General features: G+C 61.2%; 24 protein-coding genes. 16 read left to right on the forward strand and 8 right to left on the reverse strand.

Annotated features, from left to right (window positions below; translation table 11 throughout):
* The first annotated feature begins 611 nt into the window (after window positions 1–611).
* Both ACIPOO_RS20350 and ACIPOO_RS20355 read left to right on the forward strand, forming a co-directional pair.
* Window positions 612–965, forward strand: a complete 354-nt coding sequence (locus tag ACIPOO_RS20350) for a hypothetical protein (protein ID WP_400609370.1) — start codon at window positions 612–614, stop codon at window positions 963–965.
* 243 nt (window positions 966–1,208) lie between these two features.
* Complete coding sequence (locus tag ACIPOO_RS20355) at window positions 1,209–2,336, forward strand: hypothetical protein (protein ID WP_400609372.1); 1,128 nt, start codon at window positions 1,209–1,211, stop codon at window positions 2,334–2,336.
* A gap of 58 nt (window positions 2,337–2,394) precedes the next feature.
* Here the strand turns inward: ACIPOO_RS20355 and ACIPOO_RS20360 are convergent, their stop codons facing one another.
* The gene (locus tag ACIPOO_RS20360) at window positions 2,395–2,964 is read right to left on the reverse strand and encodes an NUDIX domain-containing protein (RefSeq protein ID WP_400609374.1); all 570 of its coding nucleotides are present in this window, start codon (window positions 2,962–2,964) and stop codon (window positions 2,395–2,397) included.
* 209 nt (window positions 2,965–3,173) lie between these two features.
* Between ACIPOO_RS20360 and ACIPOO_RS20365 the strand changes: the two genes are divergently transcribed.
* Entirely contained in the window at window positions 3,174–4,919 is a 1,746-nt protein-coding gene (locus tag ACIPOO_RS20365; RefSeq protein ID WP_400609376.1) for an OPT family oligopeptide transporter, read from the forward strand.
* Window positions 4,920–5,396: 477 nt separating this feature from the next.
* Here the strand turns inward: ACIPOO_RS20365 and ACIPOO_RS20370 are convergent, their stop codons facing one another.
* On the reverse strand, window positions 5,397–6,200 hold the full coding sequence (locus ACIPOO_RS20370; RefSeq protein WP_400609378.1) for a molybdate ABC transporter substrate-binding protein: 804 nt from the start codon (window positions 6,198–6,200) through the stop codon (window positions 5,397–5,399).
* A 157-nt stretch (window positions 6,201–6,357) separates the two neighbouring features.
* Here ACIPOO_RS20370 and ACIPOO_RS20375 point away from each other — a divergent pair, with 157 nt between their 5' ends.
* The 3 genes from ACIPOO_RS20375 to ACIPOO_RS20385 all read left to right on the forward strand — a co-directional run bounded on the left by ACIPOO_RS20375 (window position 6,358) and on the right by ACIPOO_RS20385 (window position 9,692).
* Window positions 6,358–7,035 carry a response regulator transcription factor gene (locus tag ACIPOO_RS20375; RefSeq protein WP_400609380.1) on the forward strand — a complete coding sequence of 226 codons (678 nt, stop codon included), beginning with the start codon at window positions 6,358–6,360 and terminating at the stop codon, window positions 7,033–7,035.
* Window positions 7,013–8,413 carry a sensor histidine kinase gene (locus tag ACIPOO_RS20380; RefSeq protein WP_400609382.1) on the forward strand — a complete coding sequence of 467 codons (1,401 nt, stop codon included), beginning with the start codon at window positions 7,013–7,015 and terminating at the stop codon, window positions 8,411–8,413. The genes ACIPOO_RS20375 and ACIPOO_RS20380 overlap by 23 nt, the downstream gene beginning before the upstream one ends.
* Window positions 8,414–8,594: 181 nt before the next feature.
* Window positions 8,595–9,692: a D-alanyl-D-alanine carboxypeptidase family protein gene (locus ACIPOO_RS20385; protein ID WP_400609424.1), complete on the forward strand. Its 1,098-nt coding sequence runs from the start codon at window positions 8,595–8,597 to the stop codon at window positions 9,690–9,692.
* 151 nt (window positions 9,693–9,843) lie between these two features.
* Here the strand turns inward: ACIPOO_RS20385 and ACIPOO_RS20390 are convergent, their stop codons facing one another.
* Both ACIPOO_RS20390 and ACIPOO_RS20395 read right to left on the reverse strand, forming a co-directional pair.
* Window positions 9,844–10,770, reverse strand: a complete 927-nt coding sequence (locus ACIPOO_RS20390) for a Gfo/Idh/MocA family protein (protein WP_400609384.1) — start codon at window positions 10,768–10,770, stop codon at window positions 9,844–9,846.
* Between the two features lie 54 nt (window positions 10,771–10,824).
* On the reverse strand, window positions 10,825–12,012 hold the full coding sequence (locus ACIPOO_RS20395; protein ID WP_274133696.1) for a XylR family transcriptional regulator: 1,188 nt from the start codon (window positions 12,010–12,012) through the stop codon (window positions 10,825–10,827).
* Window positions 12,013–12,183: 171 nt separating this feature from the next.
* Between ACIPOO_RS20395 and xylA the strand changes: the two genes are divergently transcribed.
* From xylA to ACIPOO_RS20430, 7 genes are all read left to right on the forward strand, one after another.
* Window positions 12,184–13,503: a xylose isomerase gene (xylA, locus tag ACIPOO_RS20400; RefSeq protein WP_400609386.1), complete on the forward strand. Its 1,320-nt coding sequence runs from the start codon at window positions 12,184–12,186 to the stop codon at window positions 13,501–13,503.
* A 235-nt stretch (window positions 13,504–13,738) separates the two neighbouring features.
* On the forward strand, window positions 13,739–14,740 hold the full coding sequence (gene xylF, locus ACIPOO_RS20405; RefSeq protein WP_400609388.1) for a D-xylose ABC transporter substrate-binding protein: 1,002 nt from the start codon (window positions 13,739–13,741) through the stop codon (window positions 14,738–14,740).
* Window positions 14,741–14,892: 152 nt separating this feature from the next.
* Window positions 14,893–16,461, forward strand: coding sequence for a D-xylose ABC transporter ATP-binding protein (gene xylG / locus ACIPOO_RS20410; protein WP_400609390.1), 1,569 nt, complete (start codon window positions 14,893–14,895; stop codon window positions 16,459–16,461).
* Entirely contained in the window at window positions 16,462–17,598 is a 1,137-nt protein-coding gene (locus tag ACIPOO_RS20415; RefSeq protein ID WP_274133692.1) for a sugar ABC transporter permease, read from the forward strand.
* 187 nt (window positions 17,599–17,785) lie between these two features.
* Entirely contained in the window at window positions 17,786–18,376 is a 591-nt protein-coding gene (locus ACIPOO_RS20420; RefSeq protein ID WP_400609392.1) for a DUF4157 domain-containing protein, read from the forward strand.
* 108 nt (window positions 18,377–18,484) lie between these two features.
* Window positions 18,485–18,727 (forward strand): CopG family ribbon-helix-helix protein, encoded by a 243-nt coding sequence (locus ACIPOO_RS20425; RefSeq protein ID WP_274133690.1) that lies wholly within the window; start codon window positions 18,485–18,487, stop codon window positions 18,725–18,727.
* Window positions 18,717–19,001 carry a type II toxin-antitoxin system RelE/ParE family toxin gene (locus ACIPOO_RS20430; protein WP_274133689.1) on the forward strand — a complete coding sequence of 95 codons (285 nt, stop codon included), beginning with the start codon at window positions 18,717–18,719 and terminating at the stop codon, window positions 18,999–19,001. Before ACIPOO_RS20425 ends, ACIPOO_RS20430 begins: the two co-directional genes overlap by 11 nt.
* A gap of 81 nt (window positions 19,002–19,082) precedes the next feature.
* On the opposite strand, the gene dusA is transcribed toward ACIPOO_RS20430, so the two are convergent.
* Window positions 19,083–20,093 carry a tRNA dihydrouridine(20/20a) synthase DusA gene (gene dusA / locus ACIPOO_RS20435; RefSeq protein ID WP_400609395.1) on the reverse strand — a complete coding sequence of 337 codons (1,011 nt, stop codon included), beginning with the start codon at window positions 20,091–20,093 and terminating at the stop codon, window positions 19,083–19,085.
* 551 nt (window positions 20,094–20,644) lie between these two features.
* Between dusA and tal the strand changes: the two genes are divergently transcribed.
* Window positions 20,645–21,571: a transaldolase gene (gene tal, locus ACIPOO_RS20440; RefSeq protein ID WP_274133687.1), complete on the forward strand. Its 927-nt coding sequence runs from the start codon at window positions 20,645–20,647 to the stop codon at window positions 21,569–21,571.
* Between the two features lie 237 nt (window positions 21,572–21,808).
* Here tal and rssC read toward each other — a convergent pair whose 3' ends face one another.
* Together rssC and rssB are read right to left on the reverse strand one after the other, a co-directional pair.
* On the reverse strand, window positions 21,809–22,291 hold the full coding sequence (gene rssC / locus ACIPOO_RS20445; RefSeq protein WP_081569474.1) for an anti-sigma factor antagonist RssC: 483 nt from the start codon (window positions 22,289–22,291) through the stop codon (window positions 21,809–21,811).
* Entirely contained in the window at window positions 22,291–23,472 is a 1,182-nt protein-coding gene (gene rssB, locus ACIPOO_RS20450) for a two-component system response regulator RssB (protein WP_274133686.1), read from the reverse strand. Before rssB ends, rssC begins: the two co-directional genes overlap by 1 nt.
* A gap of 266 nt (window positions 23,473–23,738) precedes the next feature.
* Here rssB and ACIPOO_RS20455 point away from each other — a divergent pair, with 266 nt between their 5' ends.
* On the forward strand, window positions 23,739–24,038 hold the full coding sequence (locus ACIPOO_RS20455; protein WP_400609398.1) for a PilZ domain-containing protein: 300 nt from the start codon (window positions 23,739–23,741) through the stop codon (window positions 24,036–24,038).
* A gap of 100 nt (window positions 24,039–24,138) precedes the next feature.
* Here the strand turns inward: ACIPOO_RS20455 and ACIPOO_RS20460 are convergent, their stop codons facing one another.
* Window positions 24,139–24,840: a VacJ family lipoprotein gene (locus ACIPOO_RS20460; RefSeq protein WP_400609400.1), complete on the reverse strand. Its 702-nt coding sequence runs from the start codon at window positions 24,838–24,840 to the stop codon at window positions 24,139–24,141.
* 205 nt (window positions 24,841–25,045) lie between these two features.
* On the opposite strand from ACIPOO_RS20460, the gene ACIPOO_RS20465 reads away from it, so the two are divergent.
* Complete coding sequence (locus ACIPOO_RS20465) at window positions 25,046–25,681, forward strand: HAD family phosphatase (protein WP_274133683.1); 636 nt, start codon at window positions 25,046–25,048, stop codon at window positions 25,679–25,681.
* Window positions 25,682–25,754 lie beyond the last annotated feature (73 nt).

Consider the following 25,754-nt stretch of genomic DNA (forward strand, 5'->3'; position numbering starts at 1 on the left):
CAGCTTTTTGTTTCTCGCGGTCCTCTTATCGACGAGGGCATCCGCTCATTGCGATTTCATTTGTAGCGGCAATACAGAATTTGAACAGACTTCATTCTCAGGCGTGCTGAAATTTTCTATCAACATTAGCCCGTTTGGAAGCAACATTCGAGCCGTCTCAGTCCTCCTCAAATAACCACCTGACGTTTTCGGCGCATGAAATAGAGTCAGCACGTTATTACCTCGCAAGCCGGGGCAATATCGAGAATTTCTATTTTTTGCGGCAACCGAAAAATACAAAAACACCTACCCTAACAATCAGTTATCAAACCTCGCCATTGCGGCACTCATCAGTGGTAATGGATAAACACGTCAAAAGCGAAATGCGCAATAACACCGCAGCGCCGCCTGAATGGAGACAGATTTCTACCCCGTAGGAAAGGGACTACAGATTTGACCGAAAACCCTGACAACAGCAGTCTCCTCACACCTCTGTCACTGCGCTTCTGCCTCAGTCAAAATCGTCATCTGATCCCCTCTCACGCCTCTTTCATGCAAGTCCATGCAGGGGAAATTTCACCCCAGAGATATATTTTGGCTTTTTTTAAATAGTGACAGTTGGAGAATCATCCATGCGATACAGCTTTTTATTTCTCGCGGTCCTCTTATCGACGAGGGCATCCGCTCATTGCGATTTCATTTGTAGCGGCAATACTGAATTTGAACAGACTTCATTCTCAGGAGCGCTGATATTTTTATCAACATTAGCCAGTTTGGGAGCAACATTCGAGCCGTCTCAGTCTTCCTCAAATAATGACTTGACGTTTTCGGCGCATGAAATAGAGTCAGCACGTTATTACCTCGCAAGCCAGGGCAAAATCGAGGATTCCTATTTTTTTGCGGCAACCGAAAAATACAAAAACACCTACCCTAACAATCAGTTGTCTAACCTCTCCATTGCGGCACTCATCAGTGGTAATGGATAAACACGTCAAGAGCGAAATGCGCAATAACACCGCAGCACCGCTTGAATGGAGACAAATTTCTACCCCGTAGGAAAGGGACTACAGATTTGACCGAAAACCCTGACAACAGCCGTCCCCTCATACCTCTGTCACCGCGCCTCTGCCTCAATTAAAATCGTCATCCTGATCCCCTCTCGCGCCTCTTCCATGCGAGGGGAAATTACACACTCGACGTCGTCACGCAAATGGATATATCAACGGCTGATGAAAAACATTGCATCTTTAAGACCAAAAACAATTTACCTAGCTTTGGCACTCATCCTTGGGCTGACGAGCAATGCGGCCAATGCAAACGCTGACCGAGTTGACGGCATATATAATCTTGAAGGCGTCATGGAGATGGGCGCCAACCTGGTCCTGCGAGAGAACCAGACTTTTTCGGCTGAAGCCTACTACGGCAGTGCTCACGGATTCGCAAAAGGGACTTGGTATCTGGAAGACGGCCTGGTCCGCCTGGAAGACGATTCCCACGCTCAGCCAGCAAGAAAACTAGAATTCGACATGGCCTATACTCAATCGCAGGCGCGGCTTGAGGAAAAAACTCGCGACAACCCGGCGTTTACATCAACTGCATGGCGTACTCACTATATTCTTGAGATGAAGTTTCCCAAGCAACGAAATCCCCCGAAACTCAAGCCTGAGGCTGTTCACTTGGAGTTCGATGATGGAAGTACTGGCTCAGTTAAACTACCCGTTGAACAAGGGCTTTCCGTAGACGTCGTTTATCCTTATGACGCCAAGAAAATCTTAAAAAGATTCAGCATCGCGTCGCCTTCAGGCTCGAATAAAACGCCACTACAGTGGTTCAACGTGTCCGATCAAAGCCGTATGTTCCTCGTCGATTGGAAAAAGCCAAAACAGCAACCCATCATATTTGGAGAACCAGAAGAGCCAGATCTAGCGAAGGCACAGCGCTGGACTCAATATGATGTCGATACGCCGGTGGATACTCACTATGTATTCAGCGTTTATCATGACGATCCCGTCCCTGCACCCCGTATCAGTCCGGTTAATTTTTACTGGCAGTTTGATGACGGTGCCATCCAGCAAACAACATGGTCTGACTCGACTGCAAATCAACTGACCCTGCCTTACACACCGGACCGAGTGTTACAGAAAATCGGTATGCGCATGAAAGAAACGGCGAGCGAGATCGAATGGTTTGAGGTAAATCCGGATGCCCGTTGGTTAAGCGTGGAATGGAAGGCTCACCCCGCTCCTGAACAGGGTGACCTGTCGGTACTCTTCGATGATCTGCGACTGGAGGTCGAGCCTGGATGTCTGGTTATGCAGTTTGGAACCGACAAAGGCTGCTTCATACGCCAGAGTTGATGATCCCCCCAGCATGCTTGAGAAATGTCGACCGATTTCGCCGCAGCCTCCGAGCCTGTCACCCCATCAACCGCAACTCCAGATACTGCAACAGCATGATGGTCTTGCCATCGGCGATCTCACCGCTTTCGACCATGGCGATGGCCTGGTCGAAGCCCAGCTCCAGCACTTCGATGTCTTCGCCCTCCTCTTCCAGTCCACCACCGTCGCCGGTTCGGTCATCGGGGGCGTACTCGCCAATGAAAAAGTGGATGCGCTCGGTGACGGAACCGGGGCTCATGAACGCTTCGAAAATCTTACGCACTGATCGGACCACGTAACCGGTTTCCTCTTCAGCCTCCAGACGGATGCGCTGTTCGGGGCTCGCGTTGTCCAGCAGTCCCGCAGCCGCTTCGATCAGATAACCGCTGTGATCGTTGACGAACGCAGGCATACGGAACTGTCGGGTCAATACCACAGTGCGTCGTTCCAGGTTGTAAAGCAGGATCGTCGCGCCGTTGCCCCGGTCATAGACCTCGCGGGTCTGCGATTGCCAGCTGCCATCACGGCGTTGCAGGTCGAAGCTGTATTTCTTGAGCACGTACCAGTTATCGGAGAGGGTGTGTTCAGCGGTGATGCGTATCGGCATTCGGCACTCCTTGGACGAACTGAGGCTGGAAGCATTTCAGGACATGGATTTATATCGCGGATTTGCCCGTCACGGGGGAATGACTCGGTACCAGCCCGGACCGTTCACTGCCTTACGCTCGCTGGCGCGGGTGGCGCGACGCTGAACCTTCCGAAACGACGACACTCACTTGTTCAAGTCCGGATCCGATCGGCAGAACAGGATTGTCCATGGGTTCAACCGCCAGCATGCCCCCTTCGACGACACGCATCGAGCGCGAACTAAGCCCGCGCGCGGTACTCACCGGCGCCGTGCTGGGTATCCTGCTGACCCCCTCGAACGTGTACGCGGGCTTGAAGATCGGCTGGTCGTTCAACATGTCGATCATCGCGCTGCTGGTGGGCTTTGGCCTGTGGCAGAGCCTGGCGCGGCGCAACGGCAAGCTGCCGGCCTGGACGCTGCATGAAAGCAACATCAACCAGACCGTGGCTTCGGCTGCCGCGTCGATCATTTCCGGGGGATTGGTGGCGCCGATTCCCGCCTACACCTTGCTTACCGGCCAGCAACTGGACCCGGTGCCGATGATGGCCTGGGTGTTTTCCGTGAGTTTTCTGGGCATCTGGATCGCCTGGTACCTGCGCCCTTCCCTGCTCAACGATCACGGCCTGAAATTTCCCGAGGGCATGGCAACGCTGGAAACCCTGCAGCACATCTACCGCCATGGCCAGGAGGCAGTAGTGCGGATCAAGGTGTTGTTCGGCGCGGCGTTGTTGTCGGGGTTGGTGAAGTGGGTGGATGGCTTCATCTGGGCCATCCCGCGCTGGGCGCCGACGGCGCAACTGGAACGGCTGACCTTCACCCTCGATCCGTCGCTGTTGCTGGTGGGTTTTGGCGGGATCATCGGCATTCGCGTCGGGCTGACGCTGCTGTTCGGCGCGCTGCTGGCCTGGGGTGGATTGGCGCCCTGGCTGATCGCTCACGGCTGGGTGCTGCTTGCGCCTGATGCCAGCGGGCCGCAGTTCGCCAAACTGGTGGAGTGGTTGTTGTGGCCCGGTGTGAGCCTGATGGTGTGTTCGACGCTCACCGCTCTGGCGGTGCGGTTGTTCAAGGCACCGAGGCGTGAGTCGGCCAGCAACACGCCTAAGGCCAAGGCGCCTTTCTCGGCTGGTCCCGCGCTGGGGCTGCTGCTGTCGATTGCGCTGGTGGTGGGCTTGCAAGCGGCGCTGTTCGGAATCGATCTGTGGATGGCCTTGCTGAGCATTCCGCTGGCGATCTGTCTTGCGGTGGTGGCGGCGCGGGTGGTGGGTGCCACTGGAATTGCGCCCATTGGCGCCATCGGCAAGCTGTCGCAACTGACCTTCGGGCTGATCGCCCCCGGTCAGGTGCCGATCAACCTGATGAGCGCCAACACCGCAGGCGGCGCGGCCGGTCAGTCCACTGACCTGATGAACGATTTCAAGGTGGGCCTGGCGATTGGCGCAACGCCGAAGAAACAGGTAGTGGCGCAGTGCATCGGGATCTTCATCGGCAGCGTGGTGGGGGTGCTGGTGTACCTGGCGCTGATTCCCGATCCGCAGCACATGCTGCTGACCGAGCAATGGCCGGCCCCAGCCGTTGCCACCTGGAAGGCCGTGGCGCAAACCCTGACCCATGGGCTGGAATCGCTGTCGCCAGAGATTCGTTGGGCGATTTTCCTGGGCGCCGTGTCCGGGGTGCTGTTGGGTGCGCTGGACAGCTTGCTGCCGCAACGTTTGGCGCGCTGGCTGCCGAGCACGGCGGCACTGGGGCTGGCGTTCGTGTTGCCAGCGTCTACCTCGCTGATGATGGGGCTTGGCGCCGTGCTGACCTGGATCGTCAGCCGCCGCTGGCCCAGCCTCACCGAACGCTTCGCAATCACCGCCGCCGCCGGGTTGATTGCCGGGGAAAGCATCGTCGGGGTGGGTGCGTCGTTCTGGGAGATGTTCAGGAGTTTTTGAGGGATTCGCAATCGCCACAGCGTCGTAGCAGTCCGGCCGGGCGCCGTCGCGGGCAAGCGCGCTCCTACAGGTTGGGGGTGTCTGAGGGATCTGGAATCGCCTCGAAACCGTAGCAGCACGGCTTGCCGGCGCCAGCGATTTTGCGGGCGCCGTCGCGGGCAAGCGCGCTCCTACAGGTTGGGGGTGTCTGAGGGATCTGGAATCGCCTCGAAACCGTAGCAGCACGGCTTGCCGGCGGGGGCGCCCGCAAGATCGCCGACGCCGGGCCGCTTGAAAGCGTGGAACTATCGATTGTATCGATAACCAACATACGCAAGATCGCCGTTCATTTTGCCGGCGCAGTTCAGGATCATGGCAACCTCGAAAACCCGAACAAGGATTGCCCCCGATGTCCATCAACATGACCATTCTGCTGATGCTGATTGTTTCCTTCTCCATTGCATTGGCAGGTGTCGGGCAGTTCTGAAATCGTGTCCCTCAGCGCAGCGGCATCAGCCCGCCTCGTTCCACGGCCTTGCTCGAGGCGCCGGAGCGCAACCAGGCGAGCAGCGCCGCGGCCTCGGCCGGGTGCGGACTGCCTTTGACAAGGCCTGCCGAGTAGAGCTTCATCTGCTGGAGCGCGTCGGGAATCAGGCCGACGACCTCGATGCCGCTCACCGATTTCAACTCGCTCATCTGCTGCAGCCCAATCTGCGCCTCTCCCCTGGCCACGGTTTCACCGGCCGAATTCCCCTCCACCAGTCTGTTCTTGAAATCCTCGGGCAACTGCATGTGCGGGAACAGCCAGTGGGTCAGGTACATGCCGCTGGCATTGTTCGAATACGCCACTGACGGCGCACTCACCAGGGTTTCGCGAAACGCTGCCTGGCTGCCGATATCCGGCCTGGCGCTGCCTGCGCGCACGGCTACGGCAATGAAGGATTTGCCGAAATCGATCCGCGACGCGCTGTCCACTCGCCCCTGGGCCACCAGGGTGTCCATGGTCGAACGGGCGCTGAGCACCACATCCGCCGCCTGGGCCGCCGCCAGTTCGGCACCGGTGGATTGACGCGACGCCTCGGAGAACTGCACCACCGCAAGCTTCGTCCCGCTGACGGTTTCATATTCGGTGACCAGGCTCTGCACGGCGGCGGTGATGGCATCGGCACTGAACAGCGTCAGGGTGACGGACGGTGTTTTTGCAGCTGACTTTACAGATGTCTTTGCAGGCGCTGCGGCTGGAGTCTGGCTGCAGCACAGCAACGAAAGGCCCAGCACCAGGGCCGTCAATGAACGTCTCACAGAGGGTGCTTCCTCGGGGGTAAAGGGTCGAACGCTAACCCAGAGCTGCCCCATCGAGCATTAACCCAGGTTAAGAAAAGTTTAGTTTGCCCTATGGCGGTCCAGTTTTGGGTACCGATGACCGTACAATGGCCGGTCATCCCAACCGGAGCACCCCATGAACCGAGCGTTGGTCATCGAGGATGACGAGGTCACCGCCCAGGGCATCATCGCCGAACTCGCCGCCCACGGCTTCACCACCCAGTGGGCCGACAACGGCCGCGAGGGCCTGTCGCTGGCCATTGCCGGCGGTCATGACGTCATTACCCTGGACCGTATGCTGCCGGACTTCGACGGCCTGACCATCGTCAGCACCCTGCGCCAGCTCAATATCCAGACACCGGTGCTGATGATCAGTGCGCTGTCCGACGTGGACGAACGCGTGCGCGGGCTGCGTTCCGGTGGTGACGATTATCTGACCAAACCGTTTTCCATGGTCGAGATGGTGGCGCGCCTCGAAGTGCTGTTGCGCAACCCCGCCGCCACCGGCGCCGATCATTGCCTGTGCCTGGGCAATCTCAAGCTTGAGCTGATCGACCAGCGCCTGACCTGCGACGGCACCCCCATCGCCCTGCTGCCCACCGAATTCAAGCTGTTGACCTACCTGCTGCGCAACGCCGGGCAACTGGTCACCCGCACCATGCTGTTCCAGGAAGTCTGGGGCTATCACTTCGATCCGGGCACCAACATCATCGAGGTGCACATCGGGCGCTTGCGCAAGAAGATCGAAGGCCTTGCCACGCCAGTGATCCAGACCGTACGGGGAGCGGGCTATGTTCTGGTCGAAAAGGCCTGACCGCTGGCGCTCCAGCAACAGCCGGCTGATCGGCCTGTACGCGCTGTTTTTCGTGGCCTGGGGGGCGATGTTCACCGGCGTGCTGTATTGGGAAATCTCCCAGTACCTGGGCAAGGTTGCCGAACGCACGCTGATGCAACGGGCCCATTACTACCAGAAGATCGACGACGCCTCGCTGGTCGGTGAACTGGCGGCCAGCGAAGCCTACGCCGTGACCGGCATCGACGCCTACGGCTTGTTCGAGGCGGACGGCACGCACATCGCCGGCGACCTGCTAAAGCTGCGCTCCAGCCTGCCCGACGATGGGCGGGTGCACTATCTGGAGCGCGGCCTGAGCATTGCCCAGCCCGATGAACAGACCCGCAGCAGCCATGCCTTGCGGGTGAATCGACCGGACGGTCGGATCCTGATTCTGGCCCGCGACGGCGGCTCGATTTCAGCCGTTGGCGGGATCATCGGCCAGGCGTTGTTCTGGGGTCTGTCGCTGACGCTGATTCCCGGTCTGATCGGCTGGCGACTGTTGCGCCGCAGGCCCTTGCGCCGGGTCGAACGCTTGCAGCGCAGTACCGAACGCATCGTCTCGGGCAACCTGCGCGAACGCCTGCCGCTGTCGACCCGCCGCGACGAACTGGACATGCTCGCCAACGCAGTGAACATCATGCTCGAACACATCGAGCAACTGATGCATGAGGTCAAAAGCGTGTGCGACGGCATCGCCCATGACTTGCGCACCCCGCTCACGCGCCTGCGCACGCGGCTGTACCAACTCCAGCAACTGCCTCTGGAAACCGGCCACAGCCACACGTTGAACCTGGCACTGGAAGAAAGCGAGTCGATCATGCTGCGTTTCCAGGGCCTGCTGCGCATCTCGGAGCTGGAGGACACTCGTCGCCGGGGCGCCTTCCAGACGCTCGCCGCCGATGAACTGCTGCGTCAGGCCCATGAGTTCTACGAGCCCATGGCCCATGACAAGGGCCAGGTCCTGCTGCTGCAATTGGCGGCTGATGTCGCGCCGTTGCAAGGCGACGCGGCGCTACTGTTCGAAGCCCTGGTGAACCTGCTGGATAACGCGATCAAGTTCACGCCCCAGGGCGGGACCATCCTGCTGGGATGCCGTCAGGAGGCAGACCGGGTGCTGATCGAGGTCAGCGACAACGGGCCCGGCATTGCGCCCAGCGAGCGCAGCAGCGTGACCCGCAGGCTTTACCGGGGCGACACTTCGCGCCAGACACCGGGGCATGGCCTTGGCCTGTCGCTGGTCACGGCCGTGGCCCGGCTGCATGGCTTCAACCTGAGCATCGAGGATGGCGAAGGCGGCCGCGGCACTCGGGTGCTGATCGATTGCCCGCTGCATGGCACTGCGGGGGCGCCAACATAAACATTTCTTAACTTCGCTTCATTTGAGGCCTTGGCGCGCTGCCACTAGTTTGGCGGCCCTTCTGTCCAGCCAAGGCCCCTATTCCGTGAAGCATCCGATCCTGCGGCTCAGCCTGTTTCTCGTCTGTTCGCACCTGACCTGCGCCTTTGCGGCGCCCATTCCGGCAGGCCCGTCCGGCGCGATGATCCCGGCGCCGCCGCAACTCACCGCCAAGGCCTGGGTGCTGATGGACGCCGCCAGCGGCAATGTGATCGCCAGCGAAGAGCCGGACGAACGCCTGCCGCCTGCGAGCCTGACCAAGCTGATGACGGTGTACGTCGCCACCCGGCAGATGCAGGCCGGCGGGCTCAAGGCCGATGACCTGGTGACCGTCAGCGAGAACGCCTGGCACACCGGAGGCTCGCGCATGTTCCTGGTTCCCGGCAGCCAGGTCTCGGTCCACGACCTGCTCAAGGGCGTGGTCATCGACTCGGGCAATGACGCGGCGGTGGCGCTCTCGGAGCACATCGCCGGCAGCGAAGACAGCTTCGCCGGGCTGATGAACAATACCGCGCAGAAACTGGGCCTGAACAACACTCACTTCATGAACCCTACGGGCCTGCCCGCCGAGGGGCATTATTCGTCAGCCGATGACATGGCCAGACTGGCCCGGGCAATCATCAACGACGAGACCGCCTACTACGAGCTGTACGCCCACAAGCACTTCACCTGGAACGGCATCAAGCAGCCCAACCGCAACCTGCTGCTGTGGCGCGACAACACGGTCGATGGCTTGAAAACCGGGCACACCGAGGCGGCCGGCTACTGCATGGTGACCTCCGCGATACGCGACGGCCGACGCCTGATCACCGCCACCTTCGGCTCCACCAGCATCGCCAACCGGGCGGCCGATGCGGAAAAACTGCTGACCTACGGCTACCGCTTCTACGACACCCAGACCTACCAGAAAGCCGGGCAGACGCTGACCACGCCCATGGTCTGGAAAGCCGACAGCCGCATCCTGCAGGTCGGCCTGCTGGATGACGTCAGCCTGACGCTGCCCAAGAACCCGCACCGCAAGACCGAAACCCGGCTGCACATCGACACACCGCTGGTGGCGCCCATCGCCGTGGGTGACGTGGTGGGCAGCTACGCGCTGTACGAAGGCGACACCAAACTCGCCGAACGGCCGCTCATCGCACTGCAAGCCACCGAACCCGGCTCGCTGCTGAGCCGGGCGTGGGACACGCTGCGGCTGTTCGTGGGGAATCTGTTCGGGGAGTGGTCCGAGGCTGCGTAAGCATGACGCCCGAATGTTGAATGTCGGGCTCGCCTCGGACCCGTAGCAGCACGGCTTGCCGGCGGGAGCGTCGTGTCAGGCGATACATCGGTGGCTGATCCACCGCCCCCGCCGGCAAGCCGTGCTGCTACGGGATTTGCGTCAGGTTTTGTCACTCATGAAACGCCGCCACCGTCTGCTTGCTGCCGACAAAAAAACTGTCCGCCACGATGCGCAGCGGTTGCAGGTCCAGATCACTCTGGCGATCCGCGATCAACTGCGCAAAATACCGGTACATCGCCGGGTACTCGCCCTCCTCCGACACCCGCTGCGCAACACCGTCGAGGCTGACCTGAGCACCGCCCGAGTCCAGCCTCAGCGTGCCTTCCTCGCAGTGGAGCTCGATGCGCCACAGTTCGTTGTCGCTGTGATCGAAATCGAATTCGGCGAGGACCTCCACCGGCCCGGCGCCACGAATCTTCAGGTCCGCCGCAATGGGCGACTGGCAATTGTCCGGCACGCTCAGCGCAGCGGATTCGACGAACAGCGAACCCGGCAGCAAATCCGTGACGATGGACAGCGCATTGATGCCCGGATCGAACACCCCCAGCCCGCCCGCCTGCCAGATCCAGGTCTGTCCGGGGTGCCACTTGCGCACCTGCTCTTTCCACTCCACGCGCACCTGCTTGAGGGTCTTGCCCACGAGCCAGTCTTTGGCAGTCTGCACCCCCGGCGCGAAACGCGAATGCCAGGCGAACAGGCCCGTCACACCGGCGGTTTCCACGTCATCGACCAACGCCATGGCTTCGCCCAGGGTCGAGCACGGCGGTTTCTCCACCAGCACGTGCTTGCCGGCATCCAGCGCCTGCTGCACCAGGGCAAAGCGCCCTTGTGGCGGGGTGCAGAAGGCAATCGCATCCACCTGCGGCCCTGTGCCGAGCAACTCGGCCAGCGAGCTGAAATTGGCAACGTCCGGGCACGGCTGGCCCAACGTGGCAACCGCCACCAGCTCGAACTGCGGGTTGGCGAGGATCGCCGGAACGTGCTGGTCCTGCGCGATCTTGCCGTAGCCCACCAGCCCTAAACGAATCGGATGCATCGATGACTCCTGTGATGTTGTCGTTGTTTTGTACAGAACCCGCTTCTAAGCGAATCAGTGAACTGGCGCCGTGACGTCCTGCTGGTATTCCCGTGGCGTGCAGCCGAACTCCCGGCGAAAAACCGTGTGCAGGTATTGCGCGGACTTGAAGCCGCAGTGCTGCGCGATGTCGGCGATGGCCGAGTCGGTTTTCTCAAGCCGGGCCGCCGCTGCCGCCAGTTTGAAGCGCAGGATTTCATCGTGCACGCTGCAACCGCGCGCCTTGCGAAAGTGCGACTCCAGCGATGACCGTGAAATGCCGACGTACCCCGCCACCTGCGCGGTCTTGATGCCCTGGCACGCGTACTGGCGAATGAAGTGCAGCGCCTGCATCACGTAAGGGTTGCCCAGCGGTTGGTGCAGACTGGACGCCTGCACGTTGATCGCCTCGGGCGGCACCAGGATCTGGCTGGTGGTCGAGGGCACGCCGTGCAGCATCTGATGCAGCAACCGCGCGGCGGTGCGGCCCATGCTCTGGGTGCCCTGGATCACCGAGCTGAGAGGCACGCGGGTCAGGGTGCGGGTCAAGGGATCGTTGTCGATACCGATCAGCGCCACTTGCTCGGGCACCGCGATCCCGGCGGTCAGGCAAGCCTGCAACAACTGTCGGGCGCGGGCGTCGCTGACCGCGATGATGCCGATCGGCTTGGGCAGGCTGCGCAGCCAGGCGATCTGCTGCTCCACGGCGCTGTCCCAGAGCGGCGCGCTGGTGCCCAGGCCGCGATAGATTTCACCGTGCAAACCGTCGCGCTTGAGCAGGCGGCGAAAGGCCCGCTCGCGCTCCTGGGCCCAGCGGTTGCTGTGGGATTCGGGCAGGCTGAAACAGGCGAAACGGGTCAAACCGGCTTCGATCAGATGCTCGTACGCCAGCTTGATCAGGGCGAAGTTGTCCGTCGCCACGTAGGGAATGTTCTTCGGGTAGGCGTCCGGGTCTTCATAAGAGCCGCCCACCGCCACCACCGGCAGTTTGCTCGCAGCCAGCGCTTCACCGATCAGCGGGTCGTCGAAGTCGGCAATGATGCCGTCGCCCTGCCAGCGCTCGATGCCCTTGAGGCGGCAGAGAAAGTCCTCCTCCAGGAACAGGTCCCAGGACGCGCGTGTGCTGCTCAGGTAATTGCCGATGCCGGTGATGATGCCGCGGTCGTAGATTTTGCCGCCATTGAACAACAAGGCGATGCGGTGAACGGGCGGGACGGTTTTCATTGTTTTCCCCGGGCCTGTCTCGAACAGATGGCACAGACTAGGCCTGCGCAGGCGGAATCTCAATACTCAAAATCGAACACCGGGTTGGTGATTTTCGTAATCGGAAGGCCTGGGGCCGTTGCTAGTATCGGGTCAATCGCAGCTCGAACCAGAACAACAAGGAACCTGATGATGCCCTGCTTCCCCCAGATTGACCGCATTCGCTACGAAGGCCCGGACAGCGAATCGCCCCTCGCCTTCCGCCACTACGACGCCGACAGAAAAGTGCTTGGCAAACCGATGCGCGAGCACCTGCGCATGGCCGCCTGCTACTGGCACACCTTCGTCTGGCCGGGTGCCGACATGTTCGGCGTCGGCACCTTCAAGCGGCCCTGGAGCAAACCCGGTGATGCGATGGAGCTGGCGCGGTTCAAGGCAGAGGCCGCATTCGAGTTCTTCTCCAAGCTGGGCATCGACTATTACAGCTTCCACGACACCGACGTCGCCCCCGAAGGCGCAAGCCTGAAAGAGTACAGCCGCAACTTCGCGCAGATGGTCGATGAACTGGAGCGGCATCAGGAACAGAGCGGCATCCGCCTGTTGTGGGGCACCGCCAACTGCTTCAGCAATCCGCGTTTCGCGGCAGGTGCGGCGAGCAACCCCGATCCGGAAATCTTCGCCTGCGCCGCCACCCAGGTGTTCAGCGCGATGAACGCCACCCAACGGCTCAAAGGTGCTAACTATGTGTTGTGGGGCGGTCGCGAAGGCTATGAAACCCTGCTCAACACCGACCTCAAGCGTGAGCGTGAACAACTGGGGCGCTTCATGCGCATGGTGGTCGAGCACAAGCACAAGATCGGCTTCAAGGGTGACCTGCTGATCGAACCCAAGCCGCAGGAGCCCACCAAGCACCAGTACGATTACGACAGCGCCACGGTGTTTGGCTTCCTGCATCAGTTCGGGCTGGAGAAGGAGATCAAGGTCAATATCGAGGCCAACCACGCGACCCTCGCTGGCCACAGTTTCCATCACGAAATCGCCACGGCGGCGTCGCTGGGCATCTTCGGCAGCATCGACGCCAACCGCGGCGATCCGCAGAACGGCTGGGACACCGACCAGTTCCCCAACAGCGTCGAAGAGCTGACCCTGGCCACCTACGAAATCCTCAAGGCAGGCGGCTTCAAGAGCGGCGGCTTCAACTTCGACTCCAAGGTACGTCGCCAGAGCCTGGACGAAATCGACCTGTTCTACGGCCACGTGGCTGCCATGGATGTGCTCGCGCTGGCCCTGGAACGCGCCGCCGCGATGATCGAGCACGACGTGCTGCAACAGTTCAAGACCCAGCGCTATGCCGGGTGGGACAAGCCCTTCGGCCAGGCCGTGCTGTCCGGTGATTACAGCCTCGAATCCCTGGCCCAGCACGCGCTGGCCCATGACCTCGACCCGCAGGCGGTCAGTGGGCGGCAGGAGATGCTGGAGGGGGTGGTGAACCGGTTTATTTTCCCTCGATAAACGAGGCCCGTAGGAGCGCGCTTGCCCGCGAATGCGATCTGCCTGTGACATTCAGCGTGGCCGACACCACGCTGTCGCGGGCAAGCGCGCTCCTACAGCATGTGCAGCGAGGTGACGGTGACAATCTCGCGACAATTCTCTGCACCGCATCGCCAGCGAACTCTCTACAGTTTTACCGGCAATACGTTTCACGCTCAGGAAGTGCCTCTAAACAAAAATAAAAGGACGCACCACAATGAAAAACCTGAAACTCACCCTCCTGGCCAGTGCTCTGGCGCTTTTCAGCCTGCCGGTCATGGCCGACTCGGCCCATCCGAAAATCGGCTTCTCCATCGATGACCTGCGCCTTGAACGCTGGTCCCGCGACCGCGATTACTTCGTCGCCGCCGCTGAAAAGATGGACGCCAAGGTATTCGTGCAGTCGGCCGACGCCAACGAGCAGAAGCAGATTTCCCAGATCGAAAACCTGATTTCCCGTGGCGTGGACGTGATCGTCATCGTGCCCTTCAACGCCACCGTGCTGACCAACGCCGTGGCCGAGGCCAAGAAGGCCGGGATCAAAGTGGTGTCCTATGACCGACTGATTCTCAACGCCGACATCGACGCCTACATCTCCTTCGATAACGAGAAGGTCGGCGAAATGCAGGCCGCTGGCGTGTTGAAGGCCCAGCCAAAAGGCAACTTCTTCCTGCTCGGCGGCGCGCCGACCGACAACAACGCCAAGGTGCTGCGCGAGGGGCAGATGAAAGTGCTGCAGCCGGCCATCGACAAGGGTGACGTGAAGATCGTCGGCCAGCAGTGGGTCAAGGAATGGAACCCGACCGAGGCGCTGAGCATCGTCGAGAACGCCCTGACCAAGAACAACAACAAGATCGACGGCATCGTTGCCTCCAACGACGCAACCGCCGGTGGCGCGATCCAGGCCCTGGCTGCGCAGAAGCTCGCCGGCAAGGTGCCGATCTCGGGCCAGGACGCCGACCTTGCCGCAGTCAAGCGCGTGCTCGACGGCACTCAGACCATGACCGTCTACAAGCCGCTGAAACTCATCGCCTCCGAAGCCGCCAAGCTCTCGGTGCAACTGGCGCGCAACGAGAAACCGGCATTCAGCTCGCAGTACGACAACGGCACGAAAAAGGTCGACACCATCCTCCTGACCCCAACGCCGTTGACCAAGGACAATATCGATCTGCTGGAGAAGGACGGGTTCTACACCAAGGCGCAACTGGCCGGGCAATAGTCACAGGCTCAATCACGTCCCGTAGCAGCACGGCTTGCCGGCGGGAGCGGTGTGTCAGTGACGTAAAAGTCCATTGATCCACCGCGCCCGCCGGCAAGCGGAGCGCCGCCCGGCCGGGCTGCTACGCACCTGCGTACTCTGGAACCTGCGCCATGTCCGACTACCTGCTGCAAATGAATGGCATCGTCAAAACCTTTGGCGGTGTCAAAGCCCTCAACGGCATCGACATCAAGGTCCGCCCCGGTGAATGCGTCGGCCTGTGCGGCGAGAACGGTGCGGGCAAATCGACGCTGATGAAAGTCCTGTCAGCGGTTTACCCCCACGGCACCTGGGAAGGCGAAATTCTCTGGGACGGCCAGCCGCTCAGGGCCCAGTCCATCAGCGAAACCGAAGCGGCCGGCATCGTCATCATTCACCAGGAACTGACCCTGGTGCCTGACCTGTCGGTGGCTGAAAACATCTTCATGGGCCACGAGCTGACCCTGCCCGGCGGGCGCATGAACTACCCGGCCATGATCCACCGCGCCGAAGCCCTGATGCGCGAGCTCAAGGTGCCGGACATGAACGTCTCGCTGCCGGTCTCGCAGTACGGCGGCGGTTATCAGCAGTTGGTGGAAATCGCCAAGGCGCTGAACAAACAGGCCCGCTTGTTGATCCTCGACGAGCCCTCCTCGGCCCTGACCCGCTCGGAAATCGAGGTCCTGCTGGACATCATCAAAGGCCTCAAAGCCAAGGGCGTGGCCTGCGTCTACATCTCGCACAAACTCGATGAAGTGGCGGCGGTCTGCGACACCATTTCAGTGATCCGCGACGGCAAGCACATCGCGACCACGGCCATGGCCGACATGGACATCCCGAAAATCATCACCCAGATGGTCGGCCGCGAGATGAGCAACCTCTACCCCACAGAGCCCCATGCCGTTGGCGAGGTGATGTTCGAGGCGCGCAACGTCACCTGCTACGACGTCGACAACCCGGCCCGCAAGCGCGTGGACCGCATCTCGTTCTCGCTCAAGCGCGGGGAAATCCTCGGCATCGCCGGGCTGGTCGGCGCCGGGCGCACGGAGCTGGTGTCGGCACTGTTCGGCTCCTATCCGGGCCGCTACCAGGCCGAAGTGCTGCTGGAGGGCAAGCTCATCGACAGCCGCACGCCGCTCAAATCCATTCGTGCCGGGCTGTGCATGGTCCCCGAGGACCGCAAGCGCCAGGGAATCATTCCGGATCTGGGGGTCGGCCAGAACATCACCCTCGCCGTGCTCGACAGTTTCTCGCACATGACGCGCATCGATGCCGAAGCCGAGCTTGGCAGCATCGACAAGGAAATCGCCCGCATGCACCTGAAAACCGCCAGCCCCTTCCTGCCGATTACCAGCCTTTCGGGGGGCAACCAGCAAAAAGCGGTGCTGGCGAAAATGCTCCTGACCAAACCCCGGGTGCTGATCCTCGACGAGCCCACCCGCGGCGTGGACGTGGGGGCCAAGTACGAGATCTACAAACTGATGGGCGCGCTGGCCGCCAACGGCGTGTCGATCATCATGGTGTCCTCGGAGCTGGCCGAAGTGCTGGGCGTCTCCGACCGGGTGCTGGTGATCGGCGAAGGCCAGTTGCGTGGCGACTTCATCAACAAGGACCTGACCCAGGAGCAGATCCTCGCCGCTGCGCTCACCGCCCCTGCGGGCCATAACAATAACGAACGGCCAACTGCCGAGAGAACGCTGTAAATGAATCAGGTCAAACAATTGTTCACCCGCTACAAGATGCTCGCGCTGGTCATCGCCATCGCCCTGATCTGGCTGTTCTTCAGCTGGCAGACCGAAGGCGGCTTCCTCACCCCGCGCAACCTGTCCAACCTGCTGCGGCAGATGTCCATCACCGGGATTCTGGCCTGCGGCATGGTGCTGGTCATCATCAGTGGCGAGATCGATCTGTCGGTGGGTTCACTGCTCGGGTTGCTGGGTGGGCTGGCGGCGATTCTCGACGTGGTCTATCACCTGTCACTGCCCCTGAACCTGGCCATCGTGGCGCTGTGCGGGCTGTTGATCGGCCTGGCCAACGGCAGCATGACCGCCTACCTGCGGATCCCCTCCTTCATCGTCGGCCTGGGCGGCATGCTGGCGTTTCGCGGAATCCTGCTGGGCATCACCGGCGGCACCACCATTGCGCCGGTTTCGCCGCAACTGGTGTACATCGGCCAGGGCTACCTGCCGCCGCTGGTGGGCGTGTCCCTGGGTGTTCTGCTGTTCGCCCTGACGCTGTTCCTCACCTGGCGCCAGCGCCGTAACCGGGCGTTGCACGGCCTGGCGGCACATTCTCTGGTGCGGGACGTCTTGCGCGTGGTGGCAATCGGCGCGGTGCTGGCCGGTTTCGTCTACACCCTCAACAGCTACGATGGCATTCCGGTGCCGGTGCTGTTGCTGCTGGTGCTGCTGGGCGTGTTCAGCTACATCACCAGCCAGACCGTGTTCGGCCGCCGCATCTATTCGGTGGGCAGCAACATGGAAGCCACGCGGCTGTCCGGGATCAACGTGCAGGCGGTGAAACTGTGGATCTTCGGCATCATGGGCGTGATGTGCGCCCTGGCCGGGCTGGTCAACACCGCCCGCCTGGCCGCCGGCTCGCCGTCGGCGGGCAACATGGGCGAACTCGACGCCATCGCCGCCTGCTTCATCGGCGGCACCTCCATGCGCGGCGGCTCGGGCACCGTCTACGGCGCACTGCTCGGCGCGCTGGTCATCACCAGCCTGGACAACGGCATGTCGATGCTCGACGTCGACAGCTACTGGCAGATGATCGTCAAGGGCAGCATCCTGGTGCTGGCGGTGTGGGTCGATGTGAGTACGCGAGCCGGACGCCGGTAAGAGCCCGCCCCCACCAACCCGGCTTGCCTGCACACCACGCCCTCGTAGCAGCACGGCTTGCCGGCGGGGGCGTCGTGTCAGGCAACACATCGCTGACTGATCCACCGCCCCCGCCGGCAAGCCGTGCTGCTACGGAAATCGCGTGCAACCAGCTAGGCTATGCAGCAATCCCCCGCCGGAACCGTCCATGCACCGCCACCTGCTCGCCCTGCTCCTGACCTGCCTCACCGCGAGCGCCCACGCCGACCCGACCTCCTGCCCCACCGGCGAAAAACTCATCTGCCTCAACGGCTGCTTCTGCCTGCCGGACATCGGCCAGGTGCTGGGCAGCGGCATGCCCACCGACGTCACCCAGATCGCCGGCCCGGCCCTTGCCCTGTGGCTGACCCAGTCCCGCGCCGAAGCCGCCAACGGCCTGACCCAGCCGATCCCCGAAGGCATTCGCGAAAAACTGCTGCGCTGGTACCCGCCCAGCGTACTCGACGCCGCGCTCTACAAGGTCGGCGACGACGGCGAACTCAGCGCCGCTCGCACCATGCTGCAAAACCCCGACATCGGCGCCGTCACCCTGATCGACATCATCGTCTTCCGCACCGCCCAGGATGCCGAAAACAACGTCTCCCTCTGGGCCCACGAACTCAAGCACGTGCAGCAATACCAGGAATGGGGCGTCAACGGGTTCGCCCAGCGCTATACCCAGGACTTCAACGAGGTCGAAGCACCGGCGTATGAGATACAGACCAAAGTGGGGCGGGTGATGCGGGGGCTTGATCCTTGATGACTGTCGAACGTTGCTCTCGACACAGAACGCGACAACCTGCCCGCTCCACTAGGTATCGGTGGGTGTAAGATAGGTGCCGTCCCAGCCCCACCAACCGAGGTGCCCATGACCGAGATATCCTTGAACCTGCCGGAAGATCTGTCTGACTCCCTCACTGCGTTGGCCAAGAACCACGGACAGAGTGCGAGCTACCTCGCCCTGGATATCCTGCGCGAATACATCGAGTACGAAACGACGCTGGCCGGTCAGATCGAACTGGCAGTTAAAGAGGCCGATGACGGAAAGTTCGCCACCTATGAACAGGTAGCCGCTGTCCGCGCACGACGCAGGAACAAGGATGCAGGTTGAGTGGCTTGAAAAAGCCCTTAAAAATCTGGAGGACGAATCCGATTACCTGGCCCTTGAAAGTCCTCAGGCAGCTGACGACTTTTCAGACGCGATCTTCGCAAGCGTCGACCGGCTGGCCATCTTCCCGGCCTTGGGACGGGTCGGCAGGGTAAAGAACACACGAGAATGGGTTGTCCCCGATTGGCCTTACCTGATTCCGTATCGTGTACACAACAACCGCCTGCAGATCCTGGGCGTTTTCCATACCCGGCAAAGGCCACGGCACAAATGGTGAGCAATGTGGCCGAAGGTGACGCCGTCAGCCCAATGATGGATCGGACCGACCGTCAGGAGTGACCGCAGGCTCCCTCCGCCCTCACCGCCCCTCCAGCAACTCCCCTGCCTTGTCCAGCAAGCCCAGCGGATCGTCGGTCTTGTGGATGTCCACCGAGAGCAACTGGCGGAATTTGCGGGCGCCGGGGAAGCCGGTGCCCAGGCCCAGGACGTGGCGGGTGATGTGGTGCATGGCGCCGCCGTCGCGCAGGTGGGCTTCGACGTAGGGGCGTAGCTGCGCCAGGGCTTGGGCGCGGGTGATCTGGGGGGCGGTGCTGCCGAACAGTTCGCGGTCGACTTCGGCCAGCACGTAGGGGTTGTGGTACGCCTCGCGGCCAAGCATCACGCCGTCGAAGGTTTGCAAGTGCTCACAGCATTGTTCAAGGGTCTTGATGCCGCCGTTGAGGATGAATTCCAGATCGGGGAAATCCTGTTTCAGGCGTGCAGCGACGTCGTAGCGCAGCGGCGGGATCTCGCGGTTTTCCTTGGGCGACAGGCCTTCGAGGATGGCGATGCGGGCGTGCACTGTGAAGCTGGTGCAGCCCGCTTCGCGCACGGTGCCGACGAATTCGCAGAGCTGCTCGTAGCTGTCGCGGCCATTGATGCCGATGCGGTGCTTGACCGTGACCGGGATCGACACGGCGTCGCGCATGGCCTTGACGCAGTCGGCCACCAGTTGCGGATGGCCCATCAATACCGCGCCGATCATGTTGTTCTGCACCCGGTCGCTTGGGCAGCCGACGTTGAGGTTGACCTCGTCATACCCCGCCGCCTCTGCCAGCCGCGCGCTGGCGGCCAGGTCCGCCGGGTTGCTGCCGCCCAGCTGCAGCGCCAGCGGATGTTCGCTCTGGTCATGGCGCAGGAACCGCTCGCTGTCACCGTGCAGCAAGGCGCCGGTGGTGACCATTTCCGTGTACAGCAAGGCATTTTTCGACAGCAGGCGCAGGAAGAACCGGCAATGGCGGTCAGTCCAGTCCATCATCGGGGCAACGGAAAAACGCCGGGAAGGCTCAAAGGTCTGGCTTGCAGCAACAGAGGTGGTGGTCGGCAACATGGGGGCGATCGGACAAGCGTAATGGCCGCACAGTTTACCAGTTCGCAGGGCCTGGCGGGCGGGCATAAAAAAACCCGCCGAAGCGGGTCGTTTTTCAGTTCAACACCATTCCAACATCCTGTCGGTAGCGCTCCGCGCCATGGCTGATCGTCCTGATCGTCGAAGCGCATCCTTGGCTTCAGTTGATGGATCCAATGTACCGCTCCATTGTTACAGTTCATAGAGCGAGTTCGCGTCAGCGCGTGTAAGCCATTGACTACGGCGTTGGTACACCAGTGACGCGAGAGTCCGGTTCCAGCCGCCGGGAACCACTGGCCGGATACAGGCTCCAACCTGTCTGGATCGAGTATCCGCCCTCCTCGGCAATCAAAACTCATCAACCCTGGCTGATCCGTTCACGATCGTGTTTCGCAGGGCGCGTGACTGAACGGGCAAGTCTGCTGTTTGCGCAAACGCAGGCCTCTGAATCAGCCTCCTTGATGCGGTTTATACCCTTGAGTGACTGGCGGTGCTCGGGTAATGTCATCAGACCCACAGGACAGAGCACGCTCATGACTTCCAAGCTGGAACAACTCAAAAAGATCACCACCGTCGTTGCCGATACCGGCGATTTCGCTGCCATCGAAAAGCTCAAGCCGGTCGATGCCACCACCAACCCTTCCCTGCTGCTCAAGGCTGCGTCCAGCGACAGCAATGCCGAGCGCCTGAAGGAAGCCTTCAGCGGCGCCAAGGGTGACATCGGCCTTGCCAGCGACCGTTTCGCCGTGGCCATCGGCCAGGAAATTCTCAAGGTGGTGCCGGGCCGTGTTTCCACCGAAGTGGACGCGCGTATTTCCTTCGACACCAACGCCTGCATCGAACGCGCCGAGCGTCTGGTTGACCTGTACGACAAGGCCGGCATCGGCCGCGACCGCATCCTGATCAAGCTGGCCTCCACCTGGGAAGGCATCCGTGCCGCCGAGCAGCTGGAAAAGAAAGGCATCCAGTGCAACCTGACCCTGCTGTTCTCCTTCGCCCAGGCGCAGGCCTGTGCCGACGCGGGCGTGTTCCTGATCTCGCCGTTCGTGGGCCGGATCTATGACTGGTACAAGAAAGCCGAGGGCAAGGATTACGTCGGTGCTGAAGATCCGGGCGTGAAGTCCGTGACCCGCATCTACAACTACTACAAGGCCAATGACTACAAGACCGTGGTCATGGGTGCCAGCTTCCGCAACCTGAGCCAGATCGAAGAACTGGCCGGTTGCGATCGCCTGACCATCAGCCCTGACCTGCTGCAGAAGCTGTCCGAAGACACCGGCACCCTGGTGCAGAAGCTCAAGCCAGGCAATCCGGGCGAGCCACGCCAGACGCTGAACGAAGCCCAGTTCCGCTGGGCCTCGAACGAAGACGCGATGGCGACCGAAAAACTGGCCGAAGGTATTCGTCAGTTCGCACGCGACCAGGAAAAGCTTGAGGCATTGCTGCGCGCCAAGGCGTGATCGGCAGGCCCTGAAGCACAAAGAGGGCAGCTCCTTCGGGGGCTGCCCTTTTTTATGGCTTGCTGGTCTGTCTGAGGGCTTGCTACGTCCCTGTGGGAGCGGGCTTGCCCGCGAAGGCGGTGGGTCAGGAAACTCCGATGCGTCAGACAGGACGCATTCGCGGGCGAGCCCGCTCCCACAGGAATAACTTTGTGGCCGGGATCGTCGTTACTGCCGGATTCGGTTCAGGCTTCGGGCTTACTGGTGTTCCAACGCATTGACCAGATCGCGGAATGCCTCGCGATTGGAATCGTTGAGCCCCATCAGGATCTTGTGGGCTTCCAGCACCTTGGCCTTGACCACGTCCTCGCACTGGTCCTGCGATGGCAGGTCACACAGCGACTCGGGACGGGGAATCGGTCGGCCAACGATGTTGAACACCTGATCGAAGCCCATCGACTGCAACAGGCGCGTGATGTCTTCGTGGGTGGTCACGACGGTCGGCAACAGCCCCGCCTTCTGACGGGACAGAATGGAAAGCTTGGCCAGCAGGCCAAGGGTTGTGCTGTCAATGCTGCGGGTCTCGGTCAGATCGATCACCACGGTCGAAAAATTCATCGAGGTGAAGATCCGCTCAATCGTCGCATCCAACGCCGAGCATAGCGTCAGGCGCACTTCACCCACGAATTTCAGGACAAAGGTGCCATCTTGCTCGGCAAACTGGATTCTACCGGTACTCATCAAAGGTTCCTGCTCAACACCAACAAGGCGATATCATCCGGCATCTCCCCGAGTGTGGCCAATCCAAATTTATCACGCAGGCCATCCAGGCTGCCGCCCGCCGACTTGACCAGTTCGGGCAAGTTGGCTTCTTTCTCTTTGAGTGTATCACCTGGCAACAGGTCCAGAATGCCATCAGACAATAACGTCAGACTAAAGGACTCAGGCAGGTCCAGCACGTGGTCCGTGTACGTTGCCTCGTTGAACAGCCCGACCGGCAGGCCGCGGCCTTCCAGATAGCGGGTTTCGGCCGGGGTGTACAGCACCGGCAACGGCAGGTGCCCGCCCACGCTGTAGGTCAGCTTGCCGGATTGTTCGTCGATCACGCCGCCGACCATCGTCACGTGCTTGCCCAGCTTGCAGCTGATGAGGCCACGGTTGATGTGGCCCAGCACGTCCGAAGGCTTGAATTCGGGCAACATGCCGCCACGCTTGGACTCGAACAGCAGCCGTGTGGTCATGAACTTGAGCAGCACGGTGATGAACGCCGACGACGCACCATGGCCCGACACATCCGCCAGATAGAACGCCACGCGGCGCTCATCGACGCGGAAGTAGTCGACGAAATCCCCCGACAGGTAAAGCGAGGGGATGATCTCGTGTTCGAACTCGAACGAGTCGATGGCCCAGGGGCTGGTGGGCAGCATGTTCATCTGCACCTGACGACCGGCGTCCTGGTCTTCCTGAAGAAGATGCAGGCTGGCTTCGAGTTCGCGGTTGGCGGTCTCGAGTTTCTGCCGGTACAGCTTGTTCTCCTGCAGCAGCCGCGCACGGTCCAGCGCACGGCGAACCGAGTGCTCGAGCACTGCCAGGTCTTCGAGGGGCTTGATCAGATAGTCGGCCGCACCCAGGCGCAACGCCTCGACGGCATCGCTCATGACGCCTGCGCCGGACACCACGATTACCGGGGTTTCCGGGGCAAGGCTGGTCACCTGACGTATCAGCTCCAGACCGCCCACCTGAGGCATGCGCAGGTCGCAGATCAGCAGATCAGGCTTTTTTTGCTCGAAGGTCTGTAGACCCTGCAGCGCATTGCTGGCTTGCAGGACGCTGAACCCACTGTCTTCCAAATAGGCCGCGAGACTCGCGCGCACTACTTCGTCGTCATCGATAATCAGCAGCGTGGCACTGGTTTTTTGCATGTGGGCAAACGGCGCCAGATCAGGTTGGCGTACGCGGTCGGAGGTTGTCAGGCCGTGTACTGGATTCGCTTCTAGCCTCTCTGGAAACGGTAGCGGACTTTTGGTCAAACGCTTCACTTGTCAGAGGTGCCCTTCAAGGCGCAGACGGTACTCCCATCCGCCGGGCGTTTCAAGCGTGCTCCAGTGGTCGGTGGGCGTCTTTACATCGCAAATCGCCCGGAGTTATAAGAACCGCTAAATCAGCAACAAAAACGAAGGATGAGCCCATGGGCCAGATTGATCGTGACTATGCCGAGAAACGAGACTACATCCGCATGCGCGTCGACGCGGACATCAGCCTGATCTACGCCGGCCAGATCATCCCCGCCGTTTGCGTGGATTTATCCAGCACTGGCATGCAGATACAGGCGCCGCGCTCGTTTCGGGTGGGTGACCGGATCAGCGTGCGAATCGAATCCGACCACGCTGCGCTCAAGGGCCTGGAAGCCGATACCGAGGTGGTGTGGGTGGCCGATGTCGAAGGTGACGAACAGAAACTGGGGCTGACCATCCTCACCATGAAGTGATGGCACATCGGAACCAGATCACAGTTTCAGCAAATTCCCAGAAGAAAAAAGGCGGCCCGAAGGTCGCCTTTTTTTTGTATCGCAATGATGCGTGGACCAATCAGAAGTCGTCGACGACGTGGCCGTCCTTGACCTTGAATTCGCGGTTCTGCAGGTAGGCATTGCGGATGAAGATGTACTTGTCGCCGTTGATCAGCTTCTCGGCGGACAACAGGCTTGCACGGGTATCGACCACACTCACGCCAAATGCAGTGTTACGGGTCGGCACGTGATCGATGTAGCGGTACGGCTGGGTGTAGGTGTCCGGGTACTTGGCGAGCCCGTCACGCACAGTGCTTGGGCCCAGCAGCGGCAGCATCACGAACGGGCCGCTCGGCACGCCCCACTTGCCCAGGGTCTGGCCGAAGTCTTCGTCGTTGCGTTGCAGGCCCATCTTGGTGCCCACGTCGAAGAAGCCCAGCAGGCCGAAGGTGGTGTTGAGGATCAGGCGCGCGGTATCGACACCCGCCGCCTCAGGCTTGGCCTGCAGCACGTCGTTGGCGAAGTTGGTCACCTCGCCGACGTTGCGGAACATGTTGTGGATGCCGTCCTGCAGAAACTGCGGGGTGATGAACTGGTAGCCCTGGGCGATCGGCTTGAGCGCGTAGGTATCGACGGTGTCGTTGAAGCGGAAGATCGGGCGGTTGACGCTTTCCCATGGATCTTCGTCGGCTGCCTGAGCGGCCATCGGCACCACGGCCAGGCCGGTCCACAAACAGGTTAACGCCAGACGATTGATAAAGCCTGCACCGGTCACGGGCATAGCTGAGACTCCCAGTCAAAAGTGATGAAGCGGGCGCTACGCCCCCGAACCAAAGGCGAGAGTATAAAGCCTTCTGTAACGTTTTACGTCGCTGAAAACCGACACATTTGCACAGGCGTCAAAACATCCGCTGACAAAGTCACGATCCCGTCATCTCTCTGTCATGCAAATCCCTTAGCGTCATTGCCATTTGAGAGGGAATTCCATGCTCGCCCCGGTCGCCGCGCCCGCCCCATCGTTCACCGCCGTGCTGTTCGGCCTGAGTGGTTGCCTCGTCGATTTCGGCGCACAGGCGCGGACATTGCGCGACCAGGACGGCACCACCCTGCTCTCCCACGACGCCAAGGCTTTTGCCGCGCCGACACCGGGGGCCCTCAGCGCCCTGAAGAACCTCAAGCTGCAAGGCGTGCCCTGCGCCTGGATCGAAGAGTACCCCGCCAGCATCGCCGAACAACTGGCCGCGCCCCTCAAGGATCTGATCCAGCCGACTCCAGGCCCGAACAATCACTGGCCAGCGCCGGACGCCTGCTGGCAGGCGCTGATGAGCCTCAACGTGGCGCAGATCGACGGCTGCGTGATGGTCAGCGGCGATCCGCGCCTGGTCATGTCCGGGCTCAACGCAGGGTTGTGGACAGTGGGCATTGCCTCCACCGGCCCGTTGTGCGGGCTGTCACCGGCGCAATGGGAGGCGTTGAGCGATCTGGAACGCGAGCGCCTGCGCGGCCGGGCAACGCTGGAGTTGTATGCCGCCGGCGCGCATTCGGTGATCGATCACTTGGGCGAGCTGGATTCGTGCCTGGCCGACATCACGCTGCGCCGGCAGAAGTCGGAAAAGCCCTGAGTCGCGTGCGACCGCCACCATGCAAGGTGGCGCCGACTGGATTAGTCTTAAGACGTCAAGGACCTTTGCCAAG

This window comes from Pseudomonas sp. NPDC090201, from assembly GCF_044746825.1.
Taxonomy (GTDB): Bacteria; Pseudomonadota; Gammaproteobacteria; order Pseudomonadales; family Pseudomonadaceae; genus Aquipseudomonas; species Aquipseudomonas putida_AD.